18 protein-coding genes are annotated in these 16022 nt (G+C 66.6%); 8 read left to right on the forward strand and 10 right to left on the reverse strand.

Annotated features, from left to right (window positions below):
* Positions 1 to 294 precede the first annotated feature (294 nt).
* Entirely contained in the window at positions 295 to 2628 is a 2334-nt protein-coding gene (glyS, locus tag ACFSGX_RS11090) for a glycine--tRNA ligase subunit beta (protein ID WP_380929859.1), read from the reverse strand.
* Positions 2628 to 3554, reverse strand: a complete 927-nt coding sequence (locus ACFSGX_RS11095; protein ID WP_380929861.1) for a glycine--tRNA ligase subunit alpha — start codon at positions 3552 to 3554, stop codon at positions 2628 to 2630. Before ACFSGX_RS11095 ends, glyS begins: the two co-directional genes overlap by 1 nt.
* 274 nt (positions 3555 to 3828) lie before the next feature.
* On the opposite strand from ACFSGX_RS11095, the gene ACFSGX_RS11100 reads away from it, so the two are divergent.
* Both ACFSGX_RS11100 and pth read left to right on the forward strand, forming a co-directional pair.
* Positions 3829 to 4491: a 50S ribosomal protein L25/general stress protein Ctc gene (locus tag ACFSGX_RS11100; protein ID WP_380929863.1), complete on the forward strand. Its 663-nt coding sequence runs from the start codon at positions 3829 to 3831 to the stop codon at positions 4489 to 4491.
* 157 nt (positions 4492 to 4648) lie between these two features.
* Positions 4649 to 5215, forward strand: a complete 567-nt coding sequence (gene pth, locus ACFSGX_RS11105; RefSeq protein ID WP_380929865.1) for an aminoacyl-tRNA hydrolase — start codon at positions 4649 to 4651, stop codon at positions 5213 to 5215.
* Between the two features lie 5 nt (positions 5216 to 5220).
* On the opposite strand, the gene ACFSGX_RS11110 is transcribed toward pth, so the two are convergent.
* The 3 genes from ACFSGX_RS11110 to ACFSGX_RS11120 all read right to left on the reverse strand — a co-directional run bounded on the left by ACFSGX_RS11110 (position 5221) and on the right by ACFSGX_RS11120 (position 6819).
* Complete coding sequence (locus ACFSGX_RS11110) at positions 5221 to 5622, reverse strand: hypothetical protein (protein WP_380929866.1); 402 nt, start codon at positions 5620 to 5622, stop codon at positions 5221 to 5223.
* A gap of 63 nt (positions 5623 to 5685) precedes the next feature.
* Entirely contained in the window at positions 5686 to 5973 is a 288-nt protein-coding gene (locus ACFSGX_RS11115; RefSeq protein WP_380929868.1) for a hypothetical protein, read from the reverse strand.
* 300 nt (positions 5974 to 6273) lie between these two features.
* Positions 6274 to 6819: a DUF4142 domain-containing protein gene (locus tag ACFSGX_RS11120; RefSeq protein ID WP_380929870.1), complete on the reverse strand. Its 546-nt coding sequence runs from the start codon at positions 6817 to 6819 to the stop codon at positions 6274 to 6276.
* 170 nt (positions 6820 to 6989) lie between these two features.
* On the opposite strand from ACFSGX_RS11120, the gene ychF reads away from it, so the two are divergent.
* Positions 6990 to 8090, forward strand: coding sequence for a redox-regulated ATPase YchF (gene ychF / locus ACFSGX_RS11125; RefSeq protein ID WP_380929872.1), 1101 nt, complete (start codon positions 6990 to 6992; stop codon positions 8088 to 8090).
* Between the two features lie 153 nt (positions 8091 to 8243).
* Here ychF and ACFSGX_RS11130 read toward each other — a convergent pair whose 3' ends face one another.
* Complete coding sequence (locus ACFSGX_RS11130; RefSeq protein WP_380929873.1) at positions 8244 to 8741, reverse strand: methylated-DNA--[protein]-cysteine S-methyltransferase; 498 nt, start codon at positions 8739 to 8741, stop codon at positions 8244 to 8246.
* A gap of 190 nt (positions 8742 to 8931) precedes the next feature.
* On the opposite strand from ACFSGX_RS11130, the gene ACFSGX_RS11135 reads away from it, so the two are divergent.
* Both ACFSGX_RS11135 and ACFSGX_RS11140 read left to right on the forward strand, forming a co-directional pair.
* Positions 8932 to 9396 (forward strand): MaoC family dehydratase, encoded by a 465-nt coding sequence (locus tag ACFSGX_RS11135; protein ID WP_380929875.1) that lies wholly within the window; start codon positions 8932 to 8934, stop codon positions 9394 to 9396.
* Between the two features lie 351 nt (positions 9397 to 9747).
* Complete coding sequence (locus tag ACFSGX_RS11140; protein WP_380929877.1) at positions 9748 to 10203, forward strand: TonB family protein; 456 nt, start codon at positions 9748 to 9750, stop codon at positions 10201 to 10203.
* Positions 10204 to 10259: 56 nt separating this feature from the next.
* Here ACFSGX_RS11140 and ACFSGX_RS11145 read toward each other — a convergent pair whose 3' ends face one another.
* From ACFSGX_RS11145 to petA, 3 genes are read right to left on the reverse strand one after another with little or no spacing between them, the layout of a single operon-like run.
* The gene (locus ACFSGX_RS11145; RefSeq protein WP_380929878.1) at positions 10260 to 11096 is read right to left on the reverse strand and encodes a cytochrome c1; all 837 of its coding nucleotides are present in this window, start codon (positions 11094 to 11096) and stop codon (positions 10260 to 10262) included.
* A 21-nt stretch (positions 11097 to 11117) separates the two neighbouring features.
* Positions 11118 to 12431 (reverse strand): cytochrome b, encoded by a 1314-nt coding sequence (locus ACFSGX_RS11150; protein WP_380929880.1) that lies wholly within the window; start codon positions 12429 to 12431, stop codon positions 11118 to 11120.
* A 10-nt stretch (positions 12432 to 12441) separates the two neighbouring features.
* Complete coding sequence (petA, locus tag ACFSGX_RS11155) at positions 12442 to 13017, reverse strand: ubiquinol-cytochrome c reductase iron-sulfur subunit (protein WP_157175402.1); 576 nt, start codon at positions 13015 to 13017, stop codon at positions 12442 to 12444.
* Between the two features lie 189 nt (positions 13018 to 13206).
* Between petA and ACFSGX_RS11160 the strand changes: the two genes are divergently transcribed.
* The 3 genes from ACFSGX_RS11160 (at position 13207) to ACFSGX_RS11170 (ending at position 15219) form a co-directional block, all read left to right on the forward strand.
* A complete protein-coding gene (locus tag ACFSGX_RS11160; protein WP_380929881.1) occupies positions 13207 to 13686 on the forward strand; it encodes a tRNA (cytidine(34)-2'-O)-methyltransferase in 480 nt (159 codons plus the stop codon).
* A complete protein-coding gene (hemF, locus tag ACFSGX_RS11165) occupies positions 13683 to 14516 on the forward strand; it encodes an oxygen-dependent coproporphyrinogen oxidase (protein ID WP_380929883.1) in 834 nt (277 codons plus the stop codon). The genes ACFSGX_RS11160 and hemF overlap by 4 nt, the downstream gene beginning before the upstream one ends.
* 103 nt (positions 14517 to 14619) lie before the next feature.
* Positions 14620 to 15219, forward strand: coding sequence for a GNAT family N-acetyltransferase (locus ACFSGX_RS11170; RefSeq protein WP_380929885.1), 600 nt, complete (start codon positions 14620 to 14622; stop codon positions 15217 to 15219).
* Here the strand turns inward: ACFSGX_RS11170 and ACFSGX_RS11175 are convergent.
* Entirely contained in the window at positions 15183 to 15989 is an 807-nt protein-coding gene (locus ACFSGX_RS11175) for a hypothetical protein (protein WP_380929887.1), read from the reverse strand. The two genes, ACFSGX_RS11170 and ACFSGX_RS11175, sit on opposite strands and share 37 nt — an antisense overlap.
* Positions 15990 to 16022: the final 33 nt, after the last annotated feature.

The following is a 16022-nucleotide window of genomic DNA, read 5'->3' on the forward strand; positions in this document are numbered from 1 at the left end:
GATCAACAATGACCCCCACTTGGCGACCCCGACCCCGCAAGGACAACCCTGACAACGCTGGACAAGGGGAGGCTCACGCCGAGCTCCCACCCCCACCAGTTCCCCGGCGAAGGCCGGGGCCTAGGCGAAACAGCCCCACCAAGGCCCCGGCCTCCGCCGGGGAACACCAGCAAATCAAAACAGTACCCCCGCGGATGCGGGGGCCCAGCTAAGCGTCGAATACCGACGTATCCACCCGCCCAGCCCCAAGACCAACAACCAGAACTGGACCCCCGCCTACGCGGGAGAACAGCCCTACCCCTCGATCCTCGAAAAATCCGCCACCCGATGAACAGCCGCCCGGATCCGCCCCAACAAAGCCAACCGAGCCGCCCGCTTCCCCGGATCCACATCGTTCACGGTCACACCCTCGAAAAACGCATCGATCGGCCCCCGCAAACGACTAAGCGCCGCCATCGCCCCCGCAAAGTCCTCCGCCGCCACCGCAACCTCCGCCGCCGGCTCCACCGCATCCAGCGCCGCCACCAGCTCCGCCTCCGCCGGCTCCATCACATAGTCCGCCCCCGCAGACTCCGCCGGAGGCTCCTTCTTCAGAATATTGGCCGCCCGCTTATACCCCGCCAACAGGTTGATCCCCTCCGGCGTCTCCACAAACGCCTGCAACGCATGAACCCGCGCCAGCAACCGAACCAGATCGTCCTCACCGCCGAGTGCGAAGACAGCGTCGATCAGGTCGTGCCGGACACCGGCTTCTTTCTGCTGAACCTTCAACCGGTCAACAAAAAAGCTCTCCAGCATCGGAGCATACATCATGAAATACTGGGATACACGATACCCCCGCTCACTCTCCAGATCGACGGAAGAAAGTATCTCGGGTTCTCCAAACCGGAACTCAGGCTTATAAAGCCCGAACACAGCTTCTCTGAGAGCGCCATTCGCTTCGTCGTTCGCCGCTACGATAACTGTGCTTAGGATGAGGTCTAGCGCCTGCTCCCTAACGGTCGAGAGCGAACAGCGAAGATGATTGTGCGTCAACAACCGGATCACACCAAGCGCCGCGCGTCTCAACGCAAAGGGGTCGCTTGAGCCAGTTGGCCGCTCTTGGGCTCCAAAGAAACCGACTAAGCTATCCAGCTTGTCAGCCAACGAAACCGCCACCGTCACCGGAGCGGTCGGCACGTCGTCGCCCTGCCCGACCGGCTTGTAATGGTCGCGGATCGCGTCGGCGACCGCGTCGGGATAGCCTTCCGCGCGGGCATAATAGCCGCCCATGATGCCCTGCAATTCGGGGAATTCCCCGACCATGCCGGTGACGAGGTCCGCTTTGCACAGCCGCGCCGCGGTCTCGGCCATCTGCGCCAAACTAGGCGCAACCGGACTCCCTCCCCGCACCGGGGGGAGGGTTGGGGTGGGGGGCGTGGCCTGGGACGACGCCGCATCAAGCCGCAGCCCCCCACCCCAGCCCTCTCCCCGCAGGGGAGAGGGGGAAGAAGACACAATCCCCTCCTCCACCAACCACCGCGCCAGCTTCGCCACTCGGTCGACCTTGTCCGCCACCGTCCCGAGCTTCTCGTGAAACACGATCTGGTCCAGCTTCCTGGCGCTGTCCGCCAACGGAACCTTCAGATCCTGTTCCCAAAAGAACTTGGCATCCGACAGCCGCGCCGCCAGCACCTTCGCATTGCCCGCGACAACCCCCACGCCGCCATCGCGCGCCATGATGTTCGCCGTGCAGACGAAGTTCGGCGCCAGCGCCCCCGCGGCATCGACCAGCGCGAAATATTTCTGGTTGGTCCGCATGGTCAGCTGGATCACCTCGCGCGGCACCGCCAGATACGCCGGGTCGAACGCGCCCAGCAGCGGCACCGGCCACTCGGTCAGCCCGGCATTCTCCGCGACCAGCCCCTCGTCCGGTACCACGCTCAGCCCCGCCGCCGCCGCAACCGCCGCCGCCCCGTCGCGGATGATCGCGCGCCGTTCGGCCGGGTCCAGGATGACGTGCGCGGTGCGCAGCTTGAACGCATAGTCGTCCGCCGACCCGATCGTGATCGGCTCCGGATGATGGAACCGGTGCCCCACCGTGGCCGCACCCGACACGATGCCCGCGATCTCGATCGGCACGACCATCTCGTCGAGCAGCGCCACGATCCCCTTCAGCGGCCGGACCCAGCGCAGCGACGCGGTGCTGGCGGACTCCGCCCCCCAGCGCATCGATTTCGGCCACGGGAACCCGCGGATGATCGCCGGCACCGCCTCCGCCAGCACCGCCGCGGTCGCGCGCCCCGGCTTCTCCGTCACCGCGAACAGGATGATATTGCCTTTGGCATCCGCCCGCTCGACCAGCTGCTCGCGCGTCAGTCCGGTCTTGCCCAGGAACCCGGCCAGCGCCTGTGGCGGCGCATCGGCACGCGGCCCCTTCACCTCCTCGGCCACCGGCTCCGTCGCCAGCGGCAACCCGCGCGCGATTAGAGCAAGCCGCCGCGGCGTCGCATAGGTCTCGACCACGTCCGCCGCCAACCCGGCCTTCGCCAGCTCCGCCGCGAACAGCCGCGCCAGGTCCGCGCACGCCTTCTCCTGCATGCGCGCAGGGATTTCCTCGGACAGGAGTTCGAGCAGGAAATCAGCCATCAGTTCGCATCCTGACCGGTCGTGCCTGGGACCGTAGCGGCCAACTTCACGCTCTCGTCGTCCCAGCCATTGTGTTCCATCCACGCCTGGCAACTGCCCTTCGCCAGATCGCGCACCCGGCCCATATAGGCCGCCCGTTCCGCCACCGAGATGACGCCGCGCGCCTGCAACGTGTTGAAGATATGGCTCGCCTTGATCGCCTGGTCGTACGCCGGCAACGGCAGCTTCGCCTCGATCAGCGCGCGCGCCTCGTCCGCCGCCAGCGTGAACTGCTTGAACAAGGTCTCGGTGTTGGCCGCCTCGAAATTATACTTCGAAAACTGCTTCTCGTTCTCGAGGAACACGTCGCCATAGGTCACGCCGTCGTCGTTGAACGCCAGGTCGTACACATTGTCGACGCCCTGGATATACATCGCCAGCCGCTCCAGCCCGTAGGTCAGCTCGCCCGCCACCGGCTTGCAGTCATAGCCGCCGACCTGCTGGAAATAGGTGAACTGCGTCACCTCCATCCCGTCGCACCAGACCTCCCAGCCCAGCCCCCACGCGCCCAGCGTCGGGCTTTCCCAATCGTCTTCGACGAACCGGATATCATGCGCGGTGAAATCGATCCCGATCTTCGCCAGCGAGCCCAGATACAGGTCCTGCAGATCGTCCGGGCTCGGCTTCAGGATCACCTGATACTGGTAATAATGCCCCAGCCGGTTCGGGTTCTCGCCATACCGCCCATCCGTCGGCCGCCGCGACGGCTGGACATAGGCCGCCTTCCACGGCTTCGGCCCCAACGCGCGCAACGTCGTCGCCGGGTGAAACGTCCCCGCCCCCATCTCCATGTCATAAGGCTGCAGGATGACGCAGCCGTGGCGGCTCCAATAGTCGTGGAGTGTCAGGATCAGGCCCTGAAAACTGAGCGGCTTGAGGTCGGGCATGGGCGGCCTTCGGACTTTCACTAATTTAGTGATTCCCTTGCGTCAGCATGAGGCAAAGCGTCAAGGCAACGCACGACCAAGCCCCCTCGCCCCTCCGGGGAGAGGGTTGGGGAGAGGGGCTTAGGCTGGACAGACCCGCTACCCCGAGCGAAGCCCCCTCGCAGTCCGCACCCGCATTGCAAAATCCGCAAATTCCCGCTACGCGCGCCAATCCCCGCCATGGTCATCCCTGGAGGCGCGGCGTGGGGTCAACATCAATGTCTGGAGACATATTATGAGCGATCAGCTCACACTGTCGGCCGAGACGCGCGATCGGGCTGGCAAGGGAGCCTCCCGAGCCATGCGTCGTGAAGGCCGCGTACCCGCCGTGATCTACGGCAACAAGCAGGAAGCCCTCTCGATCCACGTCGAGGAAAAGGCCCTGGTCAAGATGCTCAGCACCGGGCATTTCATGAATTCGGTCATCATGGTCGACGGCGTTGCCGGCGCCGCGATCCGCACGATTCCCAAGGATGTGCATTTCCACCCGGTCACCGACCGGCCGATGCACGTCGATTTCTTGCGCATTTCCGAACATGCCACCGTCACCGTCTCGGTGCCCGTCGTGTTCGTCGATCAGGAAGAGTCGAAGGGCATCAAGCGCGGCGGCGTGCTGAACATCGTCCAGCATGAAGTCGACCTGGTCTGCGACGCGTCCGAGATCCCGGGCGAGATCACGATCTCGCTGGCCGGCGTCGAAGTCGGCGACTCGATCCACATCAGCAACGTCACGCTGCCGAACGGCGTCACCCCGGCGATCACCGACCGCGATTTTACGATCGCGACGATGGCCGCCCCGACGATCCCGAACGCCGAAGACGAAGCCGCCGACGAGGCGCTCGCCGCCGAGCAGTCGGCCGCTGCCGAGGCGGAAGCCGCAGCAGAGAAGGAAGACTGAGGCCCCTCCCGCTCCCTTCATGGGGGCGGGACAGCTTCGGTCCGCCGCCACCGACGTCCCAGGGGGGCGTTGGCGGCGGCGATCCTTTTACAGACGGGCAACGCAAAGCGGCCCCTCGACACCCAAACGTCAGCCCACCCGAACAGGACGCCAGCACATGCAGATCTGGGTCGGCCTGGGTAATCCCGGCGCGGAATATGCGCTCCACCGTCACAATGTCGGCTTCATGGCGGTCGATGCGATCGCCGAGGTCCACGGCTTCGGCCCCTGGAAGAAGCAGTTCCAGGGCTGGCTCGCCCCCGGCCGGATCGGTCCGGACAAGGTCCTGCTGCTCAAACCCGCCACCTTCATGAACGACAGCGGCCGCGCGATCGGCGAGGCGCTGCGCTTCTACAAGCTCGGCGAGGACGCGCTTACCATCTTCCACGACGAACTCGATCTCGCCGCGTTCAAGGTGAAGGTGAAGACCGGCGGCGGCAATGCCGGCCATAACGGCCTGCGCTCCGCCGACGCGCATATCGGCAACGCCTTCCGCCGCGTCCGGATCGGCATCGACCATCCCGGCCACAAGGACCGCGTCACCGGCCATGTCCTCGGCAACTACGCCAAGTCCGAGCTGGACCCGCTCGCCGCCATGCTCGGCGCGATCGCCGCGGAGGCCCCGCTTCTCGCAGCCCGCGACGACGTCCGCTTCATGAACGAAGTCTCGCGCCGGCTGGCCTGACCCGTTCAGCCGGGCATCTTCACCCGCTCGATCGCTGTGCCCGTGACCTTCCACGTCGCATCCGGCCCGGTCACCACATACAGCGGCAACCCGGTCGCGAGCGACACGAACACATGGATCTCGGTCGGCACGGGATCGAGGATGTGGCTGACCACCAAGGCGGCGGGCTTCGCGCCATCCGGCCCACGGCCGCCCAACGCGATACAGCTCTTCGTAAACGGCCGTTGCGCCACGACCTTGCCGGCCTGCGAAACCTCGATCCGGTAATGCCCCCCCGCCGGATAGCCCACACCATCGGTATGCGGTGATAGCAGATAACCGATATACGGCCCGCCGCTCGTTTCGGGCGGCAGGATCACGCTGTTGAACGCTGCCGGCGCGCACGGACGCAGGCCCAACTGCATCATCCGGTCGCGGACCCGGCTCTGCGTGACCAGCTCGGGCGCCAGATTGCGCGCGGCGTCCGCCGCTCAGACGCGCTTGTTATCGACCGAGTGTCCATCGGTGTCGGCCGTAAAGATCTTATAGGGCGTCGCACCCGTCATCCCGTAATAGGTCACGGTCAGCCGCCCCTTCGCAGCGGGTACGACCACCCAGCCGCGCACTTCCCGCTTCTGCGCGTCCGAAATCGTCGCCATCGCCACATCCGTCGTCACCCACGCCGCCTGGTCGTAGGCGTAGATGCTCTTCCCCCGCGCAAGCGCCCGCTCGATCGCCGCCCGTTCCCCGACATCCGCCGCAACGGCCGGCACCGCCATACATGCGATCGCCACAGCGCCGCCCAAAGTCCGTATACCCGCCATGCCACTCCCCCCGGATTTCGGGCGAACATGACGGACCCGGTGGCAACCGGTCCACTCGTTTCTTGACGGCGCGCCTTCGAGCTTCAGGCGCACGCTCGCGACCGTTGACACGCGCCTGTATCGAAGGCCCGGCCTCCACGATCCGGACAGGAAAAAGCCGGCCCACGGTTTCCCGCGGCCGGCCTTTCCCGTCTCGACCAAGCCGAAACACCTAACCTATTGGCGGCGGAACCTCAGGCCCCGCCGCCCGCAAGATCACATGCCCGACATCGCCGTCGTGGTCATCTGCTTCACGTGCATCAGGTGACGCTCGATCACCGGCACCGCGGTGCTGGCAACCTGCTTCAGCGCCGGATCGGTGCCGTCGGTCGCGTAACCGCCATGCAGCGCCCAAGCCGTCTGATGCGCCTGCATCTGCTGCTGCAGGTACAGATCGTCGAAGCTCGCCTTCGGTGCCTTCTTCAGCAATGCGATCTTCGCCTCGTTGCCGGTCGACATGCGCGTGCCGGGCTTCGCGATCGTGCGGTCCGGGTTCTTCAGCGCCGCCATCAGAGTCTTGGTGGTCGCGGTATGATCCGCCACCATCTCGCGCGCGAACGCCTTCACGTCGGGGCGCTGCGCCTTCGACATCGCCAGCTTGCTTGATGCGATCTCGTACATGTCGCTGTCCGCGGCCAGCTTGACATAGTCGGTGGCCGACGTCGCGGTCATCGGCTGAACGCCGACATCGGTCGGGCTCATCGTCTGGGCCATCGCCGCACCGCTCGTCGCCAGCATCATCGCGCCGGCAATCATCATCATGCGCTTCATCATGTTTACCTTAAAACTCTGTATCGAATGGCTGCCCAACACCGCGCGTCCACCGCTTGTTCCGCCCGGCACGGCTGGCGTCCGCGCGCGGTCCGGGCTATTCGCCCCGCAAACCGCGGCGTCACGCCGGCGGATCCGAACGCGTACAGGACGAACATCTTATGGGTTTCCGCTGCGGCATCGTCGGGCTTCCGAACGTCGGCAAGTCCACCCTTTTCAACGCGCTGACCGAGACCGCGGCGGCGCAGGCGGCGAATTATCCGTTCTGCACGATCGAACCCAATGTCGGCCAGGTCGCGGTGCCCGACCCGCGGCTCGACACGATCGCCAAGATCGGCGGCTCGGCCAAGATCATCGAAACGCAGCTCGGCTTCGTCGACATCGCCGGCCTCGTCCGCGGCGCGTCGAAGGGCGAAGGGCTCGGCAACCAGTTCCTCGCCAACATCCGCGAAGTCGACGCGATCGTCCACGTCCTGCGTTGTTTCGAGGATGGCGACGTGACGCATGTCGAAGGCAAGGTCGATCCGATCGCCGACGCCGAGACGGTCGAGACCGAACTGATGCTCTCCGACCTCGAAAGCCTCGAAAAGCGCGTCCCCGCCGCGCAGAAAAAGGCGACGCAGGGCGACAAGGAAGCCAAGGTCGCCGCCTCCGTGCTCGGCCAGGCGCTCGACCTGCTGCGCGAGGGCAAGCCCGCCCGCCTGACCGTGCCGAAGGACGAGGATGAAGCCCGCGTCTTCGCGCAGGCGCAGTTGCTCACCTCCAAGCCCGTGCTGTACGTCTGCAACGTCGACGAAGCCGCCGCCGCCGACGGCAACGAACTCAGCGCGCGCGTCGCGGTGAAGGCCGCCGCCGAAGGTGCCAAGTCCGTCGTCGTCTCCGCCGCGATCGAGGCAGAGATCGCCACCATGGCGCCCGCCGACCGCGTCGAATTCCTGTCCGACCTCGGCCTGACCGAAACCGGCCTCGCCCGCGTGATCCGCGCCGGCTACGACCTGCTCCACCTGCTCACCTTCTTCACCGTCGGCCCGAAGGAAGCCCGCGCCTGGACGATCGAGCGCGGCTCGAAGGCCCCGCAAGCCGCCGGCGCGATCCACACCGATTTCGAACGCGGCTTCATCCGCGCCGAAACGATGGCCTATGACGACTATGTCGCGTTGGGCGGTGAAGCGGCGGCGCGCGACGCCGGCAAGCTGCGCTCCGAAGGCAAGGACTATGTCGTCGCGGATGGCGACATCCTGCTCTTCCGCTTCAACGTCTGATCAGGCGGGGGTCACGTTCGACTGAACCGCGCCCCCCACCCCGTTTGGTTCGAGCCTGTCGAGAACTTCGCGCAGGTTTCTCCCAGGCCTGGGCCAAACGGAACACCCCGGTCGACCAAGGAAACCGGGTCCGCCAGATCCCGGCACCCAGACCTAGTCGAACAAGTCCCCCCGCCCGCTTTCCAGCCGCAACAACTGCGCCTTCACCGCCATCCCACCCGCAAACCCGGTCAACGCCCCCGCCGCCCCCACCACCCGGTGGCACGGCACGATGATCGACACCGGGTTGCGCCCGTTCGCCGCCCCCACCGCCCGCGAAGCGTCCGGCCGCCCGATCTGCCGCGCGATCGCGACATAGCTCCGCGTCTCGCCATAGGGGATCGTCCGCAACGCCGCCCAGACCTCCCGCTGGAACGCCGTCCCGCGCAGATCGAGCGGCACATCGAACGAAGTCGCGCGCCCGGCGAAATAGTTCGCCAACTGCGCCGCCGCCTCGTCGAGTATGGGATGCGGAACACCCTCCGGCCCGGCGACCAGCCGCACCCGCCGCGGCTCGTCATCCGGCCACAGGACGGCCGCCAGACCCGCATCGCTCGCCATCAGCGTCAACATCCCGACCGGTGACGGAACCACACGACTGACCAGTTCCATCCCCGCCTCCGCCATTCGCCGCAATCCTAGCAGCGCTACGGCGTCCGATCACTCCCCGGATCGGAACTCATATCCCGCACAAGTCTGAGCGCGCCCGCGCCGGTCCGGGAGCCGAGGCTGGACCGCACCGGATGTCTTCGCCATCATCGTATTCAGGCCTGCGCAAGTCAGGCTCTTACGGGAGACGGACATGGCATGGTTCGATGATTTCGCAGTCGGGCAGACCGCCGCCTTTGGCCGCTATGTCGTCGACCGCGACGAGGTCCTGGACTTCGCCCGGAAATACGACCCCCAACCCTTCCACCTCTCCGACGAAGCCGCCGCCGAGACCCATTTCGGCCGGCTCGCCGCCAGCGGATGGCACAGCACCGCGATGACGATGGCGATGATCGTCGCGAACATGGGCGACGACGGCGATGTCGGCGGCAGCCTGGGCGCGGCCGGAATCGATGAACTGCGCTGGCTCCGCCCCGTCCACCCCGGCGACGTCCTGCGCTGCGAAACGGAGATCGTGACGGTCACCCCGTCCCGCAGCCGCCCCGACCGCGGAGCCGTCCGCACTCGCGTCACAGTCCTGAACCAGGATGACGTCCCCGTCCTGACGTTCATCCCCACCGCCCTCTTCCGCCGCCGCCCGACCCAACCGGAAGCGTGAAGCCTGCAACTTGGAAAGTCCTGCGCGAACTCGCGACCCCGTCACAAACATTCCGTCGTCGCGGACCTGACCCGGGATCGCGCTTCAAACGCCGAACCCCGCCTCAAGGGGCGGAAGACGCACTCTTGGAAGCCGGCCGACTGATTCACGGTCGTTCACTTGGCAGGAATGCCTGCGTAGTCGGATAATTCCCCAACTCTCGGGACAGTCTCAGTGGCGTTAGCGACGCACACTCGATAATTCCGACCGGAACAGCCAATTCGAGCACTTGGCACGGTCCCTGCAAACACCTGGATGTTGCCGCGATCGACGCGGCACCGGCCACCGGCCGACAGCCAAGGGACCACCGCCATGTTCGATTTCGTCCGCTCCGACGCCCAGCGTATCGCTGTTTCCGCCGCCGGCGCGCTCCTCTTCTCCGGCCTCTGCATCAGCGGCGCGATCGCCCCGGCACAGGCGTCCGCCGCCCCCGCGACCGTGTCCGCATGGCAGGCCGACGCCGCCGACCGGCTCGACGCCGCAATGGTGACGATGCCGGCCAATGCGCGCAGCTTCGCTCGCACGGACGCTGCGATCGCCGGGACGGTCGCACCGGATGGCACGCTGTCCGACGCACAGATCGTGCAGAGCAGCGGCAGCCGCACCACCGATGCCGCGCTGCTGTCCCGCGCCGCCCGGCTTCGCCTCTCGCCGCTTCCGGCCGAAGCCACGACCCGGAACGTCGTGCTGCGGGTCGCCCTGACCGGCAACGATCGGGCCCGCTCGCTCCGCCAGCCACGCGTGGCTGTCCGCTACGCCGCGCGCTGAAACGAAAAGGGGCGGCCCGTCGCCGAGCCGCCCCCTTCGTCTGGCAGAAACCGAGATCAGCCCTGCGGCAGCGGCTTGGCCTTCTTGTCCGCCCAGATGTTCTGGTACGCGAAGTAGGCCAGCGTCGTCGCCAGCAGCAGGAACAGGATTACCGCCACGCCCGTGCGCTTGCGGTTCTCCAGCTTGGGCTCCGCGGTCCAGATCAGGAACGCGGACACATCCTGCGCCATCTGGTCCACCGTCGGCTTGGTGCCGTCGGCATACGAAACCTGACCCTCCGCCACCAGCGGCGGCGGCATTGCGATGTTCAGGTTCGCATAGACCGGGTTGTAGTACAGCCCCGGGCCCGGCCGTGCTTCGGCCGGCAGGTCGGCCGGCGGCTTGCGGTAACCGGTCAGCAGGCCGTGGACATATTCGGCATGCCCCTCGCGCGCCTTGGTCATCAGCGACAGGTCCGGCGGAAGCGCATTGTTGTTCGCGGCCCGCGCGGCGACTTCATTGGCATAGGGGCTGGGGAACATGTCGGACGGGATCGCCTTCCGCGTCGCGGGCTCACCCGTGTCCGGATTCACCGACGGCACTTCGATCGCCCAGTTCTTGGCGATCGCCTTCACTTCCGGCGCGGTGAAGCCCAGGTCGGTCAGATCGCGGAACGCCACATGACGCAGCGAATGGCAGGCGGCGCACACTTCCTTGTACACCTGGAACCCGCGCTGCAGCTGCTGCCGGTCGAACCGACCGAACGCGCCGTCACTGGCGAACGCCACTTCCTGCGGCTCCACATGGAAGTGATGCGCGGTATTCTCGACCGCGGGTTGGCGCGGGATGAGCATGGCGACGACGAGCGCCATGACGAAGACGAGCCCTGCAAGGAAGGCAATGATGCGAACCATCTAATACGACTCCCTTGGGGTTCAGGACGCGCGCGCGGGCACGGTGGCGACGCCACCTGCACCGAACGGCGCCGACTCCTGCGCCTCGCCGTGCAGCACGGACGTCGAGATCGACATCGGCAGCGGCTTCGGCTTCTCGATCTTGGACACGATCGGCAGGATGATCAGGAAGTGCGCGAAATAATAGGCCGCACAGAACTGGCTCAGCCGCACATAGGGCTCTTCCGCCGGGGCCTGACCCAGCCAGCCGAGCACCAGTACGTCGATGATCAGCGCGAAGAAGAACCACTTGTAGAGCGGGCGGTAGTTGGACGACCGGACCGGCGACGTGTCGAGCCACGGCAGCACGAACAGCAGCAGGATCGATCCGAACATCGCCATCACGCCCCACAGCTTGGCGGGGATCCACAGGAAGTTGACGGTGAACGACTTCAGGATCGCGTAGAATGGCAGGAAATACCATTCGGGCACGATGTGCGCCGGCGTCGACAACGGGTTGGCCGGGATATAATTGTCCGGATGGCCCAGCGCGTTCGGCATGAAGAACACGAACAGCGAGAAGGCGATCAGGAACACGCCGAGACCGAACCCGTCCTTGGCGGTGTAGTACGGGTGGAACGGCACCGTATCCTGCGGTCCCTTCACGTCCACGCCCGTCGGGTTGTTCGACCCCGGAATGTGCAGCGCCCAGATGTGCAGAATGATGACGCCCGCAATCACGAACGGCAGCAGATAGTGGAGCGAGAAAAAGCGGTTCAGCGCCGCATTGTCCGGCGCATAGCCGCCGAGCAGCCACTCGCGAATCGGCTCGCCCACCAGCGGGATCGCCGAGAAGAAGCCGGTGATCACCTGCGCGCCCCAGAAGGACATCTGCCCCCAGGGGAGCACATAGCCCATGAACGCGGTTGCCATCATGAGCAGGAAAATGACCACGCCGAGCAGCCAGATCATCTCGCGCGGGGCCTTGTACGACCCGTAATACAGCCCGCGGCCGATGTGCATGTAGACCACGATGAAGAAGAACGACGCGCCGTTGGCATGCGCATAACGCAGCAGCCAGCCCGAATTCACGTCGCGCATGATATGTTCGACGCTGTCGAACGCGATCGCGCCGTTGGCGGCATAATGCATCGCCAGGATGATCCCGGTGATGATCTGCAGGCCCAGCGCCGCGCCCGCGAGCACACCGAAGTTCCAGAAATAGTTGAGGTTGCGCGGCACCGGATAGCCGGCGCCCACCGCGTTGTAGACCAGGCGAGGCAGCGGCAGCCGCTCGTCGATCCACTGCGTGAACGCGCTTTTCGGCGCATAATGGGCGGCCCAGGGAAAGCTCATCTGTGTTTCCTCAACCGATCTGGACGACGGTGTCGGAGTTGAATTTATACTCCGGCACATTCAGGTTCAGCGGGGCCGGACCCGACCGGATCCGCGCGGCGGTGTCGTATGACGATCCGTGGCACGGGCAGAAGTACCCGCCGTAGGAGCCGCGATTCTCACCTTCGGTCACACCCAGCGGCACGCAGCCCAGATGCGTGCAGACCGCCAGCGTGATCAGCCAGTTCTCCTTGCCGGGCTTGGTCCGCTCGGCCAGCGTCGCGGGATCGCGCAGCGACGACACGTCGACTGCGTTCGCCTCGGCGATCTCCTTCGGCGTCAGGTTGCGGATGAACACCGGCTGCTTACGCCACGATGTCTTGATGCCCATGCCGGGCGTGATCTTGGAAATGTCGACTTCGATCGATGCCAGCGCCAGCACGTCGGCGGACGGGTTCATCTGGTTGATCAGCGGGATCAGCACGGTCAGCCCGCCGACCCCCGCCACGCTCACCGCGGCGATGTTCAACCAGTCGCGGCGACGGACGCCGACCCCCTCGACCTTCTCGGTCACTCCGGCCTGATCGACCACTTCGACATTCGCCATCCGCTGGAACCCTCGACCCTTCGCCCTGTTTACGCCGTCGTGGTTCCGCCCATCGGGCATCGCCAACGCGTCGCTTCGCCGCGCGGACATGGCCTGCGACCGGTGGTTGATAGCCGCGCGCCGTGGGCGTTGCCAAGTGCTTATGGCCACAGCATGACAGTTGCGACACGTTCGCATAGGGATGCGGCCATGCGCATCTGCCTCCATCAACCCGATATCGCCGGAAATGTCGGCACTATTTTACGCCTTGCGGCCTGCCTCGGCATCCCGGTCGACATCGTCGAACCGTGCGGTTTCGCGTTCGGCGATCGCGCGCTGAAACGTGCCGGCATGGACTATGCCGACGCCGGCGCGACCCGCCGCCATGCCGATTTCGACGCGTTCCGCCGCGCGACGCCCGGCCGCCTCGTGCTGCTCACCACCACCGGCGGCACCCGGCTGGACGCGGCGCAGTTCAAGTCAGACGACATCCTCCTGATGGGCGCGGAGGGCTCCGGCGTTCCGCCCCATGTCCGCGAGGCCGCCGCGCTGCGCGTCCGAATTCCGATGCGGCCGGGCTACCGGTCCTTGAATGTCGCGGTCGCGGCGGGCATCGCGCTGGCCGAGGCGCTGCGCCAGACCGCGGGGTGGCCGGCCGACGCGGGAACAGCCATGGAAGACAACGCATGATCCATCTCGACCCTGAACAGCAGGCGGCGCGCGACTGGTTCGAATCGCTGCGCGACCGGATCTGCGCAGCGTTCGAGGCGATCGAGCGCGAGATCGGCAGCGACGCCGCGTTCGACTACGCGCCGTGGGACCGTGAACCGGCGGGCGGCGGCGGCGGCGTGCGCGGCCTGATGAAGGGCCGCGTGTTCGAGAAAGTCGGCGTCAACGTGTCGACCGTCGGCGGCACGTTCGAACCGCAATTCGCCGCATCGATCCACGGCGCGGGCGAAAATCCCGAATTCTTCGCCACCGGCATCAGCTTGGTCGCGCACATGGCCAACCCGCACGCACCCGCCGTCCACATGAACTGCCGCTTCCTCACCACCACGAAACGCTGGTTCGGCGGCGGCGCGGACCTCAACCCCGCGATCGCCTATCCCGAGGACACCGAAGCGTTCCACGCCCGGATGCAGGCCGCCTGCGACGCGCACGACCCGGCCTACTACCCACGCTTCAAGCAATGGGCGGACGAGTATTTCTACATCCCCCACCGCAAGGTCCACCGCGGCGTCGGCGGCATCTTCTTCGATCATCTTGAGAACGATTTCACCGACGACTTCGTCTTCGTCCGCGACGTGGGCGAGGCGTTCCTCGACATCTTCCCGCGCATCGTCCGCGCCCGCATGGCCACCCCCGCGACGGAGGCCGACCGCGACGCCATGCTCGCCTTCCGCGGCCGCTACGTCGAATTCAACCTGGTCCACGATCGCGGCACGCTGTTCGGCCTCAAGACCGGCGGCAACATCGACGCCATTCTGATGAGCCTCCCGCCGACCGCGACCTGGGCATGACCACGTCCAGGAACCGTCACCCGGCGAAGGCCGGGGCCTTGACGCAACCGCTTCACTCAGCCCCCGGCCTTCGCCGGGAAGCCACAGCAGCGGTCACCCAACAATGACCCTCACCCCGGTCGCCCCAACCGACGTCGCCACGGTCGTCACCACGCTCGAAATGACCCGCCGCCCCCCGGCCCGACCGCTTCCCTCGGCCCCGCTCCGGCTCGTCGCCTGGCGCGCGCCCACCCCGTCCGCCTACCGCACGTTGTTCGCCCGCGTCGGCACACCCTGGCTCTGGTATTCCCGCCTCGTCATGGACGACGCGAAACTCACCGCGATCCTCGCCGACCCGCAGGTGACCGTCCACGCCGCGGTCGACCCGGCCGGGATCGAGGTCGGCATGCTCGAACTCGACCACAGCCTGCCCGGCACCTGCCGCATCGCCTATTTCGGGCTCATCCCCGAACTCGCCGGGCGCGGGCATGGCCGCTGGTTGATGGCCCATGCCCTCGCACTCGGCTGGCGCGCCGATACGCAGCGGATGCTCGTCCACACCTGCACGCTCGATCATCCGCGCGCGCTCGGCTTCTATCGGGCGCAGGGCTTCGTCGCGATCGCCCGCACGCTCGAAACATTCCCCGACCCGCGTGTGTCCGGGCTGCTACCGCCCGACGCCGCGCCTCAGATCCCGCTGCTCGCCGGCGCCAACGCGCGGTAGAGCAACGCCGCGAACACGCCCCACACCGCCTGCACCGCCGCACCGACCATCGCGGTGATCACCGACAGCACGACCGCCATCGGTGCCGCCTGGCCGGTCGCGCGCCCGACCAGCACCAGCACCGATCCCAGCCCGAACTGGATCGCGCTCATGATCGCAAGATAAGCCAGCGCGTACAGCACCGTCACCGCCGCCAGCCGGCTGAACAGCCCGCGCGTGCTGGCGAACGCCGCCTTCACCGTCTGGACCGGCGCCGGCCCCGCCGCCCGCGCCGCCAGCGCCGGCCACAGGGTCAGCAACCGGACCGCGACGTACAGCAACGGCGGCATCAGCAGGAACAGCCCCAGGTTCGCCGCCTGTTGCGGTGCCGCGCCGACCAGCATCCCGATCGCCATCGCCACGATGCTCATGATCACGGTCAGCCCCAGTGCCACCCCCATGAACAGCAGCAGCACGAGCAGCGCGTTGCCCAGCCGGTCGAACCCAGCGCGCAACGCCTCACGCACGCTCGTCCCCGCGCGGATCACCAGCGCGGCCGTCGCCACATTGCCGACCAGGAACAGCAAGGTCACCGGAATCAGCACCAGCATCCAAGGCCCCGGCTGCATACGTTGCGACACGGGTGCGGTCGGCACCGCCAGGTCCCACAGCAACGTGCCGAGCCCCGTTGTAGCGAACGCCAACGGCATCAGCAGACCCGCCTCGCGTTTCACGAAGGCGCGCGTCTGGTCGGCAATGTCGGCAAGGGTGAAACGTGGGGTCTCTGACATCGAAGTCCTCTGGCGCGCATCGAAAAAGTGCCG

The organism is Sphingomonas arantia (assembly GCF_042682045.1).
Lineage (GTDB): Bacteria > Pseudomonadota > Alphaproteobacteria > Sphingomonadales > Sphingomonadaceae > Sphingomonas_R > Sphingomonas_R arantia.